Origin of the sequence: Enterobacter sp. PTB (assembly GCF_051130085.1) — a bacterium.
Taxonomy (GTDB): Bacteria; Pseudomonadota; Gammaproteobacteria; order Enterobacterales; family Enterobacteriaceae; genus Enterobacter; species Enterobacter ludwigii.
Window position 1 is genome coordinate 67,545 of record NZ_JBDKEE010000013.1, and the last position, 15,497, is coordinate 83,041.

Genomic DNA, 15,497 nt, shown 5'->3' on the forward strand with positions numbered 1-15,497 from the left:
GTAGCGCTATCTTTGTGATCCCGATCGCAGTCAATATGGGATGTGTTGAATAAAGTTTGCTCATCTTTTGCATTGTGGCGGGACCGAGAAATGCTGAAAAAGTGGATATATGATACAACCATCACGCTCCAGGAGAGCGTGGAAAGCTGGCCGCAGGCGCTGGAAATATGCGCGAAACCGTTGCTGGATCTGCAGGTGATTGGCCCGGAATACGTGACGGCCATCATTGAGCAGCATCATGCATTAGGACCTTATTATGTGCTGGCACCAGGGCTGGCCATGCCGCATGCGCGGCCGGAAGAGGGGGCCAAAGGATTAGGCCTCTCATTATTAAAACTGAAAAAGGGAGTCTCTTTTGGTGCCGGTGAGTTCGATCCCGTGGATGTTATTATTATGCTCGCGGCGCCGGATAAACACAGTCACATCGACATGATCTCTGCCCTCGCTGAATTATTTTCCAGCGACGACGATATGGCTGAATTGCATCAGGCGAATACCCTGGAGGATATTAAAACGATTATTGACCGCTTCTGATTTAATTCTCTCATCCGATTTATCACAACATTACGTTTAGCGTGATGGGGCGTGCTCTACTCAAAAAAAGGGGACAACAATGAAAATTATGGCTATTTGCGGTTCAGGCCTGGGCAGTAGTTTTATGGTCGAAATGAATATTAAAAAGGTGCTCAAGAAGCTGGCCATTGACGCCGACGTTGAACACTCCGATCTCTCCTCGGCAACGCCGGGTGCCGCCGATCTTTTCGTGATGGCGAAGGACATTGCCACCAGTGCCAGCGTGCCGGAAAGCCAGCTGGTGGTGATCAACAACATCATTGATATCAACGAACTCGAAGCGCAGCTCCGCGCCTGGTTCGACAGACAATAATCCTGATAAGGCGAGGTGGATATGTTTATCCTTGAAACGCTGAATTTCGTTGTTGATATATTAAAAGTCCCGTCGGTGCTGGTTGGCTTAATAGCCTTAATTGGCCTGGTCGCTCAAAAGAAATCTTTTTCTGATGTGGTGAAAGGGACCATTAAAACCATACTCGGTTTTATTGTGCTTGGCGGTGGGGCCACGGTGCTGGTTGGGTCATTAAATCCGTTAGGCGGAATGTTTGAACACGCCTTTAATATTCAGGGCATTATTCCCAATAACGAGGCAATTGTTTCCATTGCGCTGGAGAAATACGGTGCCTCTACCGCGCTGATTATGGCATTCGGTATGGTGGCAAATATCATTGTCGCCCGCTTTACGCGTCTGAAGTATATCTTCCTGACCGGGCATCACACCTTCTACATGGCATGCATGATTGGGGTCATCCTCACCGTGGCGGGCTTTGAGGGCGTTGGTCTGGTCTTTACCGGGTCGCTGATCCTCGGTCTGGTAATGGCCTTCTTCCCGGCGCTGGCGCAGCGTTACATGAAGCGCATTACCGGCAACGATGACATCGCTTTTGGTCACTTCGGTACCCTGGGCTATGTTCTCTCCGGCTGGATTGGCAGCAAGTTCGGCAAAGGCTCTCGCTCGACTGAAGAGATGAACCTGCCGAAGAACCTGAGCTTCCTGCGCGACAGCTCTATCTCCATCTCGCTGACCATGATGATCATCTACCTGATCATGGCGGTGAGCGCCGGGCGTGACTACGTTGAGGCGACCTTTAGCGGCGGTCAGAACTACCTGGTCTATGCCATCATCATGGCCATCACATTCGCCGCGGGGGTGTTCATTATCCTGCAGGGTGTGCGCCTGATTCTGGCGGAAATCGTCCCGGCCTTTACCGGCTTTTCTGAAAAACTGGTGCCGAATGCACGTCCGGCTCTGGACTGCCCGGTTGTCTATCCGTATGCGCCAAATGCGGTGCTGATTGGCTTCCTGTTTAGCTTCCTTGGCGGGCTGGTGGGTCTGTTTATCTGTGGGCAATTCAGCTGGGTGCTGATTCTGCCTGGCGTGGTGCCGCACTTCTTCACCGGTGCTACCGCGGGCGTGTTTGGTAACGCCACCGGGGGGCGTCGTGGAGCGATGATTGGTGCGTTTGCCAACGGCCTGCTGATCACCTTCCTGCCGGTTCTGCTGCTGCCGGTGCTGGGGGCAATTGGATTTGCCAATACCACGTTCTCAGACGCTGACTTTGGCGCTGTCGGGATCGTGCTGGGTAACCTGGCGCGCTTCCTGTCGCCGCTTGCCATTACCGGCCTTGTTGTGGCGTTGTTCGCACTGCTGGTGGCCTACAACGTGTTCGCTAAAAACAAATCTGCGGGCGATAACGCGCAGGAAAACACCGGAGCCAAATCATGAATGAGAATGAGATAACCCATCTGGCGCGTCAGATCCGCCTTGAAACGCTGAAAATGCTGACCCAGCTGGGCTTTGGTCACTACGGCGGCAGTATGTCGGTTGTTGAAACCCTGGCCGTGTTGTACGGCGCAGTGATGAAAATTGACCCAGCCGACCCGGACTGGCCAGAGCGTGACTACTTTGTCTTGTCAAAAGGACATGCTGGTCCGGCGCTGTACAGCACCCTGGCGATCAAAGGCTACTTCCCGATGGAAGAGCTGAGCACGCTGAACCAGAACGGTACGCGTCTGCCGAGCCATCCGGACCGGCTAAAAACGCGCGGCGTGGATGCCACCACCGGCTCGCTGGGGCAGGGGATTTCCATCGCCGGTGGAATGGCGCTGTCGCATAAGCTGGCGGGACGCCCCAACCGGGTTTTCTGTATCGTCGGCGACGGCGAGCTGAACGAAGGGCAGTGCTGGGAAGCGTTCCAGTTTATTGCACACCATCGCCTGAATAACCTGACGGTATTCGTTGACTGGAACAAACAGCAGCTTGATGGCGAACTCGACGACATTATCTGTGCGTTCGATCTGGAAGGAAAATTCCGTGCCTTCGGGTTTGACGTGGTGACGGTGAAAGGAGATGACATTCCGGCACTGCTGGAGGTGACATCGCTGGTTCCGGCGGCGGATGCTCGCCCGCTGGTGGTGATCCTCGACAGTATCAAAGGGCAGGGCGTGCCGTATCTGGAGCAACTGAGTAACTCGCACCATCTGCGATTAACCGCCGAGAGCAAGGCGGCCCTCAACGAGACGATTCGCCAACTGGAGGCTTCACATGATTAAGGTTGCACCTGCAGGTCAGAAAGACGCCGTCGAGATGCGTAAAGTCTACGCGGGGTTTGTGGCACAGCAGATTGAAGCCGGGAGCGACATTATCGCCCTCGAGGCGGATCTGATGAGCTCAATGGCGATGGATGGCGTGGCACGTGATTATCCGCAGCATGTGATTAACTGCGGCATCATGGAAGCTAACGTTATGGGGACGGCGGCGGGGCTGTCGCTGACCGGACGCAAGCCGTTCGTGCATACCTTTACCGCCTTCGCCAGCCGTCGCTGTTTCGACCAGCTGTTTATGTCCCTGGACTACCAGCGTAACAATGTGAAGGTCATTGCTTCAGATGCCGGCGTGACGGCCTGTCATAACGGCGGCACGCATATGTCGTTTGAAGATATGGGCATCGTGCGGGGGCTTGCCCATTCGGTGGTGCTGGAGGTAACGGATGCGGTGATGTTTGAAGATGTACTGCGCCAGCTTATTGACCTCGAAGGTTTCTACTGGGTGCGTACCATCCGTAAGCAGGCCCCGAGCGTGTATGCGCCGGGTTCGACATTTACGCTTGGCAAGGGCAACGTACTGCGCGAAGGCAGTGACATCACCCTGATTGCCAACGGCATTATGGTGGCGGAAGCGCTTGAAGCGGCGCGTCAGCTCGAACAGGAGGGCGTCAGCGCCGCGGTGATCGACATGTTTACCCTTAAGCCGATTGACCGGATGCTGGTGAAAAACTACGCCGAGAAAACCGGACGTATCGTGACCTGCGAAAACCACAGCATTCATAACGGGCTGGGATCGGCAGTGGCGGAAGTGCTGGTGGAAACCTGTCCGGTGCCGATGCGTCGGGTGGGCGTGAAGGAGCGTTACGGCCAGGTGGGGACACAGGACTTCCTGCAGAAGGAGTATGGCCTGACGGCACACGACATTGTGTCGGCGGCGAGGGAGTTGTTGTAAATAAAAAAGGCGACCCTCGGGTCGCCTTTTTAGTCAGTAACGTATTACTGCTGTTGTGAAGACTGGATCGCGGTCAGAGCGATGGTGTAGACGATATCGTCAACCAGCGCGCCACGGGACAGGTCGTTCACAGGTTTGCGCATACCCTGCAGCATTGGCCCGATGGAGATCAGGTCTGCAGAACGCTGTACCGCTTTGTAGGTGGTGTTACCGGTGTTCAGATCCGGGAAGATGAACACGGTAGCGCGACCCGCAACCGGTGAGTTCGGTGCTTTGGATTTCGCAACGTCAGCCATAACCGCGGCATCATACTGCAGTGGACCGTCGATCATCAGGTCAGGACGTTTTTCCTGCGCCAGACGCGTCGCTTCACGGACTTTCTCTACATCGCTACCTGCACCAGAAGTACCGGTGGAGTAGGAGAGCATTGCCACGCGAGGTTCAATACCGAAGGCAATCGCGGAATCGGCAGACTGAATAGCAATCTCAGCCAGCTGCTCTGCAGTTGGATCCGGGTTGATCGCACAGTCACCGTAAACGTAAACCTGTTCAGGCAGCAGCATGAAGAACACGGAAGACACCAGAGAACTGCCTGGCGCCGTTTTGATCAGCTGCAGCGGTGGACGGATGGTGTTCGCTGTGGTGTGAACCGCACCGGAAACCAGACCGTCAACTTCGTCCTGCTCCAGCATCAGCGTGCCCAGCACAACGTTGTCTTCAAGCTGCTCACGCGCTACGGCTTCGGTCATGCCCTTGCTCTTACGCAGCTCAACCAGGCGCGCAACATAGCTTTCGCGAACCACTTCCGGGTCGACGATTTCAATACCTGCACCCAGCTCAACGCCCTGAGAGGCAGCAACGCGGTTAATTTCATCCGGGTTACCCAGCAGCACACAGGTCGCGATGCCGCGCTCTGCACAGATGGCAGCCGCTTTAACGGTACGTGGTTCGTCGCCTTCTGGCAGAACAACACGTTTGCCCGCTTTACGCGCCAGCTCGGTCAGCTGGTAACGGAAGGCCGGAGGAGACAGACGACGGCTGCGCTCGGAGGTCGCCGTCAGGGATTCAATCCAGTCTGCGTTGATGTAGCCCGCAACGTATTCCTGCACTTTCTCGATACGCTCATGGTCATCAACCGGCACTTCCAGGTTGAAGCTCTGCAGGCTCAGAGAGGTCTGCCAGGTGTTGGTGTTCACCATAAAGACTGGCAGGCCAGTGGCGAACGCACGCTCGCACAGCTTGCTTACGCGTGGATCCATCTCGTAAGCACCGGTCAGCAGAATGGCACCGATTTCCACACCGTTCATCGCGGCCAGGCACGCAGCAACCAGCACGTCAGGACGGTCAGCGGAGGTCACGAGCAGAGAGCCTGCGCGGAAGTGTTCCAGCATGTGCGGAATGCTACGCGCACAGAAGGTCACAGACTTCACGCGGCGGGTGTTGATGTCGCCTTCGTTAATCACGGTAGCGTTCAGGTGACGCGCCATGTCGATTGCACGGGTAGCAATCAGGTCGAAGCTCCATGGCACCACGCCCAGTACTGGCAGCGGGCTGGAATCCTGCAGGGTAGCCGGATCAACTTTAACCACTTTCGCTTTAGAAGAGTCATCGAAGATTTCGGACAGGTCAGGACGGGTACGACCTTGTTCATCAACCGGTGCGTTCAGTTTGTTAACGATAACGCCGGTGATGTTGGTATTTTTCGCGCCGCCAAAGCTGCTGCGGGTCAGTTCGATACGCTCTTTCAGCTGTTCCTGGTTATCGGTACCCTGGGACATGACGAACACGATTTCCGCATTCAGCGTTTTCGCGATTTCGAAGTTCAGAGACTGAGCGAACTGGTGTTTGCGGGTCGGGACCAGGCCTTCAACCAGCACCACTTCCGCATCTTGCGTGTTAGCGTGGTAGTTGGCGATGATCTCTTCCATCAGCACGTCTTTCTGGTTGCTGGACAGCAGAGATTCAACGTGGCTCATCTTCAGCGGTTCAGCCGCTGGCAGATTGGAGTTCTTACGCACGATGGTGGTGGTCTGGTCTGGCGCATCGCCACCGGCACGAGGCTGGGCGATAGGCTTAAAGACGCTCAGACGAACGCCTTTGCGTTCCATAGCACGGATAACGCCAAGGCTGACGCTGGTCAGACCGACGCTGGTTCCGGTAGGGATCAGCATAATAGTACGGGACACGGTTTATCCTCTTTCGTTACCGCCGACAGGGGGCGGGCTACAAAACAGCACCGCCAGCATTGCTGGCGGTGTGGAATCAGGCAGTCAGGCGGTGCGCGTCTTGCGCGATGACCAGCTCTTCGTTAGTTGGGATAACGATAGCCGGACGGGTGCCTTCTTTGTTGATGAAGCCAGACTTGCCGAAGCGGGCAGCCAGGTTACGCTCGTGGTCAACTTCGAAGCCCAGAACGCCCAGTTTACCCAGGGACAGTTCACGAACCATTGCCGCGTTCTCACCGATACCACCGGTGAAGATAACCGCGTCCAGACGACCGTCCATCAGCGCAGTGTAAGAGCCGATGTACTTCGCCAGACGGTGGCAGTAAACGTCCATTGCACGTTTAGCGTCTGCTTTTTCTGCGTAGTTGTCTTCAACATAACGGCAGTCGCTAGTGACTTCGGTCAGACCCAGCAGGCCAGACTCTTTGGTCAGCATTTTGTTGATCTGATCAACGCTCATGCCCAGGGTGTCGTGCAGGTGGAAGATGATCGCCGGGTCGATGTCACCGGAACGGGTACCCATCACCAGACCTTCCAGCGGGGTCAGACCCATGGATGTATCAACACATTTACCGTTGCGGATAGCAGAAACAGAACCACCGTTGCCCAGGTGGCAGGTGATGATGTTAACTTCTTCAACCGGCTTGTTCAGCACTTTAGCGGCTTCCTGAGTCACATAGAAGTGGCTGGTGCCGTGCGCGCCGTAGCGACGAACGCCGTGCTCTTTGTACAGGCTGTACGGCAGGGCATAGAGGTAAGATTCTTCCGGCATGGTCTGGTGGAACGCAGTGTCGAACACAGCCACGTTTTTGTCTTTCAGCTGCGGGAAGGATTTCAGCGCTTCAGCGATACCGATCAGGTGAGCTGGGTTGTGCAGCGGTGCGAAAGAGGCAGAGTCTTTAATGCCCTGAATAACCGTTTCGTCGATAACGACGGAACTGGTGTATTTTTCGCCGCCGTGGACGATACGGTGACCAATCGCAGTCAGCTGAGCAGACAGTTCTGGTTTTTGTGCCAGAATAGTGTTAACGATAAAGTTCAGCGCTTCACTGTGAGCGGCGCCTGCACCTAAAGCCGCTTCCTGTTTGCTGCCGTCCATCTTCCACTTGATACGTGCTTCAGGCAGATGGAAACATTCGGCCAAACCAGAGAGGTATTCGTCACCATTGAGCGCATCGATGATGGCGAATTTCAGTGAGGAGCTACCGCAGTTCAGAACCAGTACTAACTTACTCGACATGGAAGTACCTATTATTGATACGTGGCTAAAAAAACGTCAGGGAGTCTAAAAGCGTAACGCATAATGACTCAGACATTTATGATTAACATCATGCCAAACGAACATTGTGGCATGATGGAAGAAATACATATGATTTTATGCCATTTTGAACATTTTTCAGCCAATGGCATAATATGCGATAATTTGACGAGTTAATGGTTCTCGTCTAAGGGCCTATCAGGCTGGCACAGAATACCCGATACGGGGTGCTGATGACAAAATATTTTGAACGTTGTCATAGCCTGTTGTGGTTTTGCACGAAAATTTTAATTTTTATATGTGAAGTTGAGGTACAGCCATGTCGACACCAGAGAACCCGTCCGTGAATTTTTTCAGTCTGTTTCGTCGGGGACAGCATTACGCAAAGACGTGGCCAATGGAAAAGCGCCTTGCGCCCATGTTTATTGAGAATCGCACGATCCGCGCCACGCGCTATGCGATTCGCTTTATGCCACCTGTCGCCATCTTTACGCTCTGCTGGCAAATCGCGCTGGGCGGGCAGCTTGGCCCGGCCGTTGCGACGGCACTTTTCGCGTTAAGTCTGCCGATGCAGGGTCTGTGGTGGTTAGGTAAACGTTCTATCACGCCACTCCCGCCTTCTATTTTACACTGGTTTTATGAAGTTCGCGGGAAACTGGAGGAAGCCGGGCAGGCGCTTGCCCCGGTCGAAGGCAAGCCCGATTACCAGGCGCTGGCTGACACGCTCAAGCGCGCTTTTAAGCAACTCGACAAAACATTCCTCGATGACTTGTGATTGATCATCGAAACGACGAATAAAAGAAGGCACAGTAACTCACCGTTACCGTGTCTTTTTTTTACAGTGCAATGCGCTACAGGAGTCGAAAGATGGAAATGACCCATGCTCAACGTCTGATTTTGTCCAACCAGTACAAAATGATGACTATGCTTGATCCCGATAACGCTGAGCGCTACAGCCGCCTGCAGACAATCGTCGAACGTGGCTTTGGTTTGCAGATGCGTGAACTGGACCGCGAGTTTGGTGAGATGAAAGAAGAAACCTGCCGCACCGTGATCGACATTATGGAGATGTATCACGCCCTGCATGTTTCCTGGACCAATCTCAAAGGTCAGCAGTCCATTGATGAACGTCGCGTCACCTTCCTGGGCTTTGATGCCGCAACGGAAGCGCGTTATCTGAGCTATGTGCGTTTTATGGTGAACACGGAAGGGCGCTATACCCATTTTGACGCGGGCACACACGGCTTCAATGCGCAGACCCCAATGCGGGAAAAATATCAGCGCATGCTGAGCGTCTGGCACGCCTGCCCGCGCCAGTACCATTTAAGTAACAATGAGATTCAACAAATTATTAATGCCTGACGGAGGTGCTTGTGCAGTGTAGAGGTTTTCTGTTTGATTTGGACGGTACGCTGGTGGATTCGCTGCCGGTTGTGGAGCGTTCATGGTGCCATTGGGCGGACAGACATGGCATTGACCATCAGGAAGTACTGAATTTTATCCATGGCAAACAGGCCATAACCTCATTACGGCACTTCTTAGCAGGACGTTCTGAGGAAGAGATTCAGGCGGAGTTCAGCTATCTTGAGCACATTGAAGCCACCGACACGGATGGCATCACAGCGCTGCCGGGGGCGCGTGAACTGCTTGCACATCTGAACGAAGCCCACATCCCGTGGGCGATCGTCACCTCCGGCTCGGTGCCCGTTGCCCATGCCCGCCACAAGGCCGCAGGGTTACCGACGCCCGAAGTGTTTATCACGGCAGAGCGCGTGAAGCGCGGCAAGCCTGAACCGGATGCCTTTTTACTCGGTGCCGAACTGCTTGGCCTGGCACCAGCCGATTGTGTGGTGGTGGAGGATGCGGCGGCAGGCGTCCTGGCGGGGTTGAACGCCGGAAGCCACGTCATCGCCGTTAACGTTCCGGCGGGTTCACCCCGCCTGAATGAGGCGGATCTGGTGCTTAACACGCTGACGGCCATTAACGTTGCGAAGGCACCGGACGGAGTTGTAACCGTCTCGCTTAAAATGTAATCCCATGATATAGCCCCACATTGTTGGGGTTTTTTTATGGCAAAATTTTGTCTCCTCCACTGACAAGGATATGTTGTGAACGGTGAACTGATTTGGGTCCTGAGCCTGCTTTTAATCGCCATCCTTCTCTTTGCCTCAGGCAAGGTGCGCATGGATGCCATCGCCTTGTTTGTCATCGTTGCCTTTGTGCTGAGCGGTACGCTCACGCTGCCGGAAGCTTTCTCCGGATTTAGTGATCCCAACGTTATCCTGATTGCCGCCCTGTTTATTATTGGCGACGGGCTGGTGCGCACCGGCGTGGCGACCATTATGGGGTCGTGGCTGGTCAAGGTGGCCGGCAACAGCGAAACCAAAATGTTGATCTACCTGATGCTGACGGTTGCCGGGCTGGGGGCGTTTATGAGCTCCACGGGCGTCGTCGCCATCTTTATCCCGGTGGTGCTGAGCGTCTCCATGCGGATGCAAACCTCGCCGTCGCGCCTGATGATGCCACTGAGCTTTGCCGGTCTTATCAGCGGGATGATGACGCTGGTGGCGACCCCGCCGAACCTGGTCGTCAACAGTGAGCTAATCCGCGAAGGGTTTGAAGGCTTTAGCTTTTTCAGCGTGACCCCACTTGGACTGGTGATTCTGGTGCTGGGCGTGGTCTACATGCTGTTAACCCGTTTTGCCCTGAAGGGGGAAAAACAGGATAAAAGCAAAGACGGCTGGAAACGACGGACCTTCCGCGATCTGATCAAAGAGTACCGTCTGACCGGGCGGGCGCGCCGTCTGGCTATCCGCCCCGGCTCGCCCCTCATTGGCCAGCGTCTTGACGACCTGAAGCTGCGCGAGCGCTATGGCGCGAACGTGATCGGTGTAGAGCGCTGGCGTCGTTTTCGGCGGGTGATTGTTAACGTCAACGGGGTGTCGGAATTCCGTGCACGCGACGTTTTGCTGATTGATATGTCCACCGCCGATGTCGATTTGCGCGAGTTTTGCAGTGAACAGTTGCTGGAACCCATGGTGCTACGTGGGGAGTATTTCTCAGACCAGGCGCTGGATGTCGGCATGGCCGAAGTGTCGCTGATCCCGGAATCAGAATTACTGGGTAAAACCGTGCGCGAAATCGGCTTCAGGACCCGCTATGGGCTGAATGTGGTGGGTTTAAAGCGTGATGGCGTGGCGATGGAAGGGGCGGTAGTGGATGAGCCTATCCTGCTCGGTGATATCTTCCTGGTCGTCGGCAACTGGAAACTGATCGGTCAGCTCGGGCAGAAAGGCCGCGACTTTGTGGTACTCAATATGCCGGTTGAAGAGAGCGATGCTTCTCCGGCGCACAGCCAGGCACCGCATGCGATTTTTTGCCTGGTGTTGATGGTCGCACTGATGCTGACTGACGAAATTCCAAACCCCATTGCGGCCATTATCGCCTGTCTTCTGATGGGGAAATTCCGCTGTATTGATGCCGAAAGCGCCTACAAAGCCATTCACTGGCCGAGCATCATTCTGATTGTCGGGATGATGCCCTTTGCCCTGGCGTTACAAAAAACCGGTGGGGTGGATTTGATCGTCAAGGGACTCATGGACGCAGGCGGTGGATACGGGCCTTACATGATGCTGGTCTGCCTGTTTATCATGTGCGCCACGATAGGCCTGTTTATCTCCAATACGGCCACGGCCGTCCTGATGGCACCCATTGCACTGGCGATGGCGAAATCAATGGGGGTTTCGCCGTACCCGTTTGCCATGATCGTCGCTATGGCGGCATCTGCAGCGTTTATGACTCCGGTCTCGTCACCGGTCAATACGCTGGTGCTTGGCCCGGGAAATTACAAATTCAGTGATTTTGTGAAGATAGGCGTGCCCTTCACCGTGCTGGTGATGGTGGTGTGCGTGATACTGATTCCCGTACTGTTCCCGTTTTAAACCCTGATGCCGGGTAGCGATGTCGCGACCCGGCATACCGTCAGAGAGGGGAGTCCTGACTGATCTCGTCCAGCGACAAATGGAAGCTCGGCACAAACACCTGCATGAAATAATCCATCTCTTCGCTGCGGCGTGATTCCAGCGTTTTTTCCAGACGTGTTTTCGCCAGCAGAAATTCGTTATTCCCCGCGGACAGCTCTTCCAGACATTTCAGGTAAGCGCATAGCGCATCCGCCTGCTTAACCAGTAATTTTTCCTCTTCCGTGTACTGATGCTCATCAATCAGCGGCTCAAAAATATCGCGCAGCTCGTCCGGCACCATGTCGATCAGTTTCTGCTGAGCAATCTTCTCAATGGCCTTATATTCCTGGGCTATCTGCGAGTTGAAATATTTCACGGGTGTCGGTAAATCCCCGGTCAGCACTTCCGAGGCATCGTGATACATCGCCAGCAGGGCAATACGCTCAGCGTTAACCTGCCCGTTGAATTTACGGTTTTTAATGGCAGCCAGAGCGTGAGCGACCATCGCAACCTGCAGACTGTGCTCCGACACATTCTCAGTGCGGACATTGCGCATCAGCGGCCAGCGGTTGATCAGTTTAAGGCGGGAGAGGTGGGCAAAGAAATGACTCTGACTCATAGGTTACCTTTTGTCTTCACTGCGACAGACTTCATTGTGCGGGGAGGGGAGGCAAGATGCAAATCAGGCTACCGAAGTAGCCTGATTTTAAGATTACTGGTGGTAACCTGAGAGGAAACGTCCAAAGCGGCTGATGGCCATCTCGAGGTCATCTTCACGCGGCAGGGTAACGATACGCACGTGATCCGGCCACGGCCAGTTAAAAGCGGTACCCTGAACCAGCAGCACTTTTTCCTGCAGCAGGAAATCGAGCACCATCTTCTGGTCGTCATGAATATTAAAGCGTTTCGCGTCGATTTTCGGGAACATGTAGAGCGCGCCGTTCGGCTTCACGCAGGAGACGCCTGGAATATCGTTGATAAGCTCCCACGCGCGGTTACGCTGCTCATATAAACGCCCGCCTGGCACGATAAACTCGCTGATGCTCTGATAGCCGCCGAGTGCGGTCTGGATAGCATGCTGCGCCGGCACGTTGGCACATAAACGCATAGAGGCGAGCATTTCCAGCCCTTCAATATAGCCTTTCGCATGTTTTTTCGGGCCGTTTAAGACCATCCAGCCCTGACGGAAACCGGCCACACGGTAGGTTTTAGACAGGCCGTTAAAAGTCACGGTCAGCAGGTCCGGAGCCAGTGCGGCGATAGAGTGGTGCTGCGCCGCGTCATACAGGATCTTGTCGTAAATTTCGTCGGCAAAGATGATCAGGTTGTGCTGGCGGGCGATCTCCACGATCTCCATCAGCAGCTCTTTTGAGTAGACCGCGCCCGTTGGGTTGTTCGGGTTAATAATGACGATGCCGCGCGTGCGTGGGGTAATTTTCGCGCGAATATCATCGAGATCCGGGAACCAGTCAGAGGACTCATCGCAAAGATAGTGCACGGCTTTACCGCTGGACAGGGATACGGCCGCCGTCCACAGCGGATAATCCGGCGCGGGAACCAGCATTTCGTCGCCGCTGTTCAGCAGCGCCTGCATGGCCTGCACGATCAGCTCAGAGACACCGTTGCCGATATAGATATCTTCAACGGTAACATCACGCATATCGCGCGCCTGGTAGTGCTGCATGATGGCTTTTCGTGCGGAGTAAAGTCCTTTCGAATCGCAATAGCCTTGCGCAGTGGGCAGGTTGCGGATCACATCAACCAGAATTTCATCCGGCGCTTCAAAACCAAATGGCGCAGGGTTACCAATGTTGAGTTTCAGAACCTTATTGCCTTCTTCTTCAAGGCGTTTAGCCTCTTTCAGAACCGGGCCACGGATGTCGTAACAGACGTTATCTAGCTTGCTGGATTTTTCGATAGGGGACATGAACCTTTAACCTTTTCGCGATTGTTGCCACTCCCTGCCGTGGAAGTCAGCACGGAATAATGTACTCCCCCCTCGCTTCGTTTTGAAGGGCGGGCAGGAGAAGATTTTGTGGAGTGAATGAAAATGGAGTGAATCTTTTTCGCTATCAACGAACAATTTAACTGACGTAAAGTAAGGTTAATGGTGTGGTAATAGGTTTATTATGCTGTTAAATAATATAAAAGTTGTATATTGTGCTGGAAAAAATAAATAATATCCGCAACCTGCGTGGCAGTTACGCTGAGTGACCTTTCGTAAAACCTGAATGCTTCGTTACGTGGCGTTGTAATAGTGTGCATTGGCTAAAAGTTACTCATGTGAAATTAATGTTAAGTGTTATTAATGAATGGCCTTAATCTAAATTAAAATTTATTTATTATTAACCAACAAAATGCAACTTTAGTTAATTTTAATAAAATTAGTTGAGAAGCTTAACAACCCTCATAAATCCGCAATATTGCAATAAGACTTATAAATAAAGTGGATTTGGGTTAAGATGTCTTTCAGGAAAGCTGGGCACAGATACATATGTTTTGTATTTGTGGAACAGGTTTTCTGTATTAATTGATTGTTATTGTTAGAGTTATCTCTGGCCGGAATGGGTTAAACATCTCCTGCTACGTTGACAGCACTGCGAGAAAGATGGCAGAAAGGGTGTATCACCCTTAATGGAATTTACATAAACCTGCAAACATCTAAATATCCTGAACGTTTAAGAGAATAAAAATAACGTCATGAAACGTGCTTTCTGACTGTTGATATTAAAACAGCACAATAACTATCTGTCAGGCAGTCTGCCGGGCCGGGATGCGAGGGAAAACCTTCAGAGGGAATTGCTTAACTGTTACACACACAGCTTCAACCCGGGCAGCTCCGCACGAGCAACCTGAAAGTGAAAAGATATGATAAATGCAAATCGTCCGATAATGAATCTCGACCTCGATCTGCTGAGAACGTTTGTTGCGGTCGCCGATCTCAACACTTTTGCAGCTGCTGCTGCCGCCGTTTGCCGAACCCAGTCCGCCGTTAGCCAGCAAATGCAACGGCTGGAACAACTGGTTGGTAAAGAGCTCTTTGCCCGTCACGGGCGTAATAAGCTCTTAACGGAACACGGTATTCAGCTTCTGGGTTATGCCAGGAAAATACTTCGCTTTAATGACGAAGCATGTATGTCATTAATGTATAGCAACCTGCAAGGGGTGCTAACGTTAGGTGCGTCTGATGAGTCAGCAGACACAATATTGCCATTTCTTCTCAATCGAATTAGTTCGGTTTATCCGAAGCTTGCGCTGGACGTTAGCGTAAAACGAAATGCTTTTATGATTGAGATGCTAAATGAGAATAAGGTCGATCTGGTGGTGACCACGCACCGTCCAGGGCAATTTAATTGCCTGACGTTGCGCACGTCTCCGACGCATTGGTATTGTGCCGCTGAATATGTGCTGCAAAAAGGTGAGCCAATTCCATTGGTATTACTGGATGATCCGAGTCCGTTCCGCGATATGGTGTTGGCGGCGCTCAATGAGGCCAATATTCCATGGCGTCTGGCTTATGTGGCTTCCACATTGCCAGCGGTACGTGCTGCCGTGAAAGCGGGGCTTGGGGTAACGGCCCGTCCGGTCGAAATGATGAGCCCGGATCTGCGCGTACTGGGTAAATCAGATGGTCTTCCTGCTTTGCCTGATACGGAGTATCTGCTCTGCCACAATACGTCCAGCAATAACGAACTGGCGAAAGTCGTGTTCGAGGCGATGGAAAACTACCATAATCCATGGCAGTTCGAACATGTTACCTCCGAAGGGGGGGATGATTCCCTGATCGTTGAAGGGGACTTTGAGTGATCGACAGCTCAAAATTCTGGTAACAATTTGTAAATGTAAAAAAAAGCCACTCACGCGATTTTCGCCTGCAGTGGCTTTTTTTTGGCAGTAATACCCGCGATCACCGCGTGGATTTTCAGGATAGTCGCTATTTATCAGTAAGATAAATGCTTTTGTTCAAATGTTGTGCATTT

14 protein-coding genes are annotated in these 15,497 nt (G+C 53.1%); 10 read left to right on the forward strand and 4 right to left on the reverse strand.

Annotated elements, in window-relative coordinates; all coding sequences use genetic code 11:
* The first annotated feature begins 90 nt into the window (after positions 1-90).
* From AAIR21_RS16655 to AAIR21_RS16675, 5 genes are all read left to right on the forward strand, one after another.
* Positions 91-534 (forward strand): PTS sugar transporter subunit IIA, encoded by a 444-nt coding sequence (locus AAIR21_RS16655; protein WP_025203579.1) that lies wholly within the window; start codon positions 91-93, stop codon positions 532-534.
* Between the two features lie 79 nt (positions 535-613).
* On the forward strand, positions 614-886 hold the full coding sequence (locus AAIR21_RS16660; RefSeq protein WP_183516124.1) for a PTS sugar transporter subunit IIB: 273 nt from the start codon (positions 614-616) through the stop codon (positions 884-886).
* Positions 887-907: 21 nt separating this feature from the next.
* On the forward strand, positions 908-2,299 hold the full coding sequence (locus AAIR21_RS16665; protein ID WP_020883137.1) for a PTS ascorbate transporter subunit IIC: 1,392 nt from the start codon (positions 908-910) through the stop codon (positions 2,297-2,299).
* On the forward strand, positions 2,296-3,126 hold the full coding sequence (locus AAIR21_RS16670; protein ID WP_014171011.1) for a transketolase: 831 nt from the start codon (positions 2,296-2,298) through the stop codon (positions 3,124-3,126). Before AAIR21_RS16665 ends, AAIR21_RS16670 begins: the two co-directional genes overlap by 4 nt.
* Positions 3,119-4,072 carry a transketolase family protein gene (locus AAIR21_RS16675; RefSeq protein ID WP_025203581.1) on the forward strand — a complete coding sequence of 318 codons (954 nt, stop codon included), beginning with the start codon at positions 3,119-3,121 and terminating at the stop codon, positions 4,070-4,072. The genes AAIR21_RS16670 and AAIR21_RS16675 overlap by 8 nt, the downstream gene beginning before the upstream one ends.
* A gap of 44 nt (positions 4,073-4,116) precedes the next feature.
* Here the strand turns inward: AAIR21_RS16675 and pta are convergent, their stop codons facing one another.
* Both pta and ackA read right to left on the reverse strand, forming a co-directional pair.
* Complete coding sequence (pta, locus tag AAIR21_RS16680; RefSeq protein WP_014171009.1) at positions 4,117-6,258, reverse strand: phosphate acetyltransferase; 2,142 nt, start codon at positions 6,256-6,258, stop codon at positions 4,117-4,119.
* Positions 6,259-6,334: 76 nt separating this feature from the next.
* Positions 6,335-7,537 carry an acetate kinase gene (gene ackA / locus AAIR21_RS16685; RefSeq protein WP_040018038.1) on the reverse strand — a complete coding sequence of 401 codons (1,203 nt, stop codon included), beginning with the start codon at positions 7,535-7,537 and terminating at the stop codon, positions 6,335-6,337.
* 337 nt (positions 7,538-7,874) lie between these two features.
* Here ackA and yfbV point away from each other — a divergent pair, with 337 nt between their 5' ends.
* The 4 genes from yfbV to AAIR21_RS16705 all read left to right on the forward strand — a co-directional run bounded on the left by yfbV (position 7,875) and on the right by AAIR21_RS16705 (position 11,496).
* On the forward strand, positions 7,875-8,330 hold the full coding sequence (gene yfbV, locus AAIR21_RS16690; RefSeq protein WP_008502875.1) for a terminus macrodomain insulation protein YfbV: 456 nt from the start codon (positions 7,875-7,877) through the stop codon (positions 8,328-8,330).
* Positions 8,331-8,422: 92 nt separating this feature from the next.
* On the forward strand, positions 8,423-8,917 hold the full coding sequence (locus AAIR21_RS16695) for a YfbU family protein (RefSeq protein ID WP_434681611.1): 495 nt from the start codon (positions 8,423-8,425) through the stop codon (positions 8,915-8,917).
* Positions 8,918-8,928: 11 nt separating this feature from the next.
* On the forward strand, positions 8,929-9,588 hold the full coding sequence (locus AAIR21_RS16700; RefSeq protein WP_183516126.1) for a sugar phosphatase: 660 nt from the start codon (positions 8,929-8,931) through the stop codon (positions 9,586-9,588).
* A gap of 75 nt (positions 9,589-9,663) precedes the next feature.
* The gene (locus tag AAIR21_RS16705) at positions 9,664-11,496 is read left to right on the forward strand and encodes an SLC13 family permease (RefSeq protein ID WP_014171004.1); all 1,833 of its coding nucleotides are present in this window, start codon (positions 9,664-9,666) and stop codon (positions 11,494-11,496) included.
* 40 nt (positions 11,497-11,536) lie between these two features.
* On the opposite strand, the gene yfbR is transcribed toward AAIR21_RS16705, so the two are convergent.
* Together yfbR and alaA are read right to left on the reverse strand one after the other, a co-directional pair.
* Complete coding sequence (gene yfbR / locus AAIR21_RS16710; RefSeq protein WP_014171003.1) at positions 11,537-12,136, reverse strand: 5'-deoxynucleotidase; 600 nt, start codon at positions 12,134-12,136, stop codon at positions 11,537-11,539.
* Positions 12,137-12,229: 93 nt separating this feature from the next.
* Positions 12,230-13,444, reverse strand: coding sequence for an alanine transaminase AlaA (gene alaA, locus AAIR21_RS16715; RefSeq protein ID WP_014171002.1), 1,215 nt, complete (start codon positions 13,442-13,444; stop codon positions 12,230-12,232).
* A gap of 941 nt (positions 13,445-14,385) precedes the next feature.
* Between alaA and lrhA the strand changes: the two genes are divergently transcribed.
* On the forward strand, positions 14,386-15,324 hold the full coding sequence (lrhA, locus tag AAIR21_RS16720; protein WP_025203584.1) for a transcriptional regulator LrhA: 939 nt from the start codon (positions 14,386-14,388) through the stop codon (positions 15,322-15,324).
* Positions 15,325-15,497 lie beyond the last annotated feature (173 nt).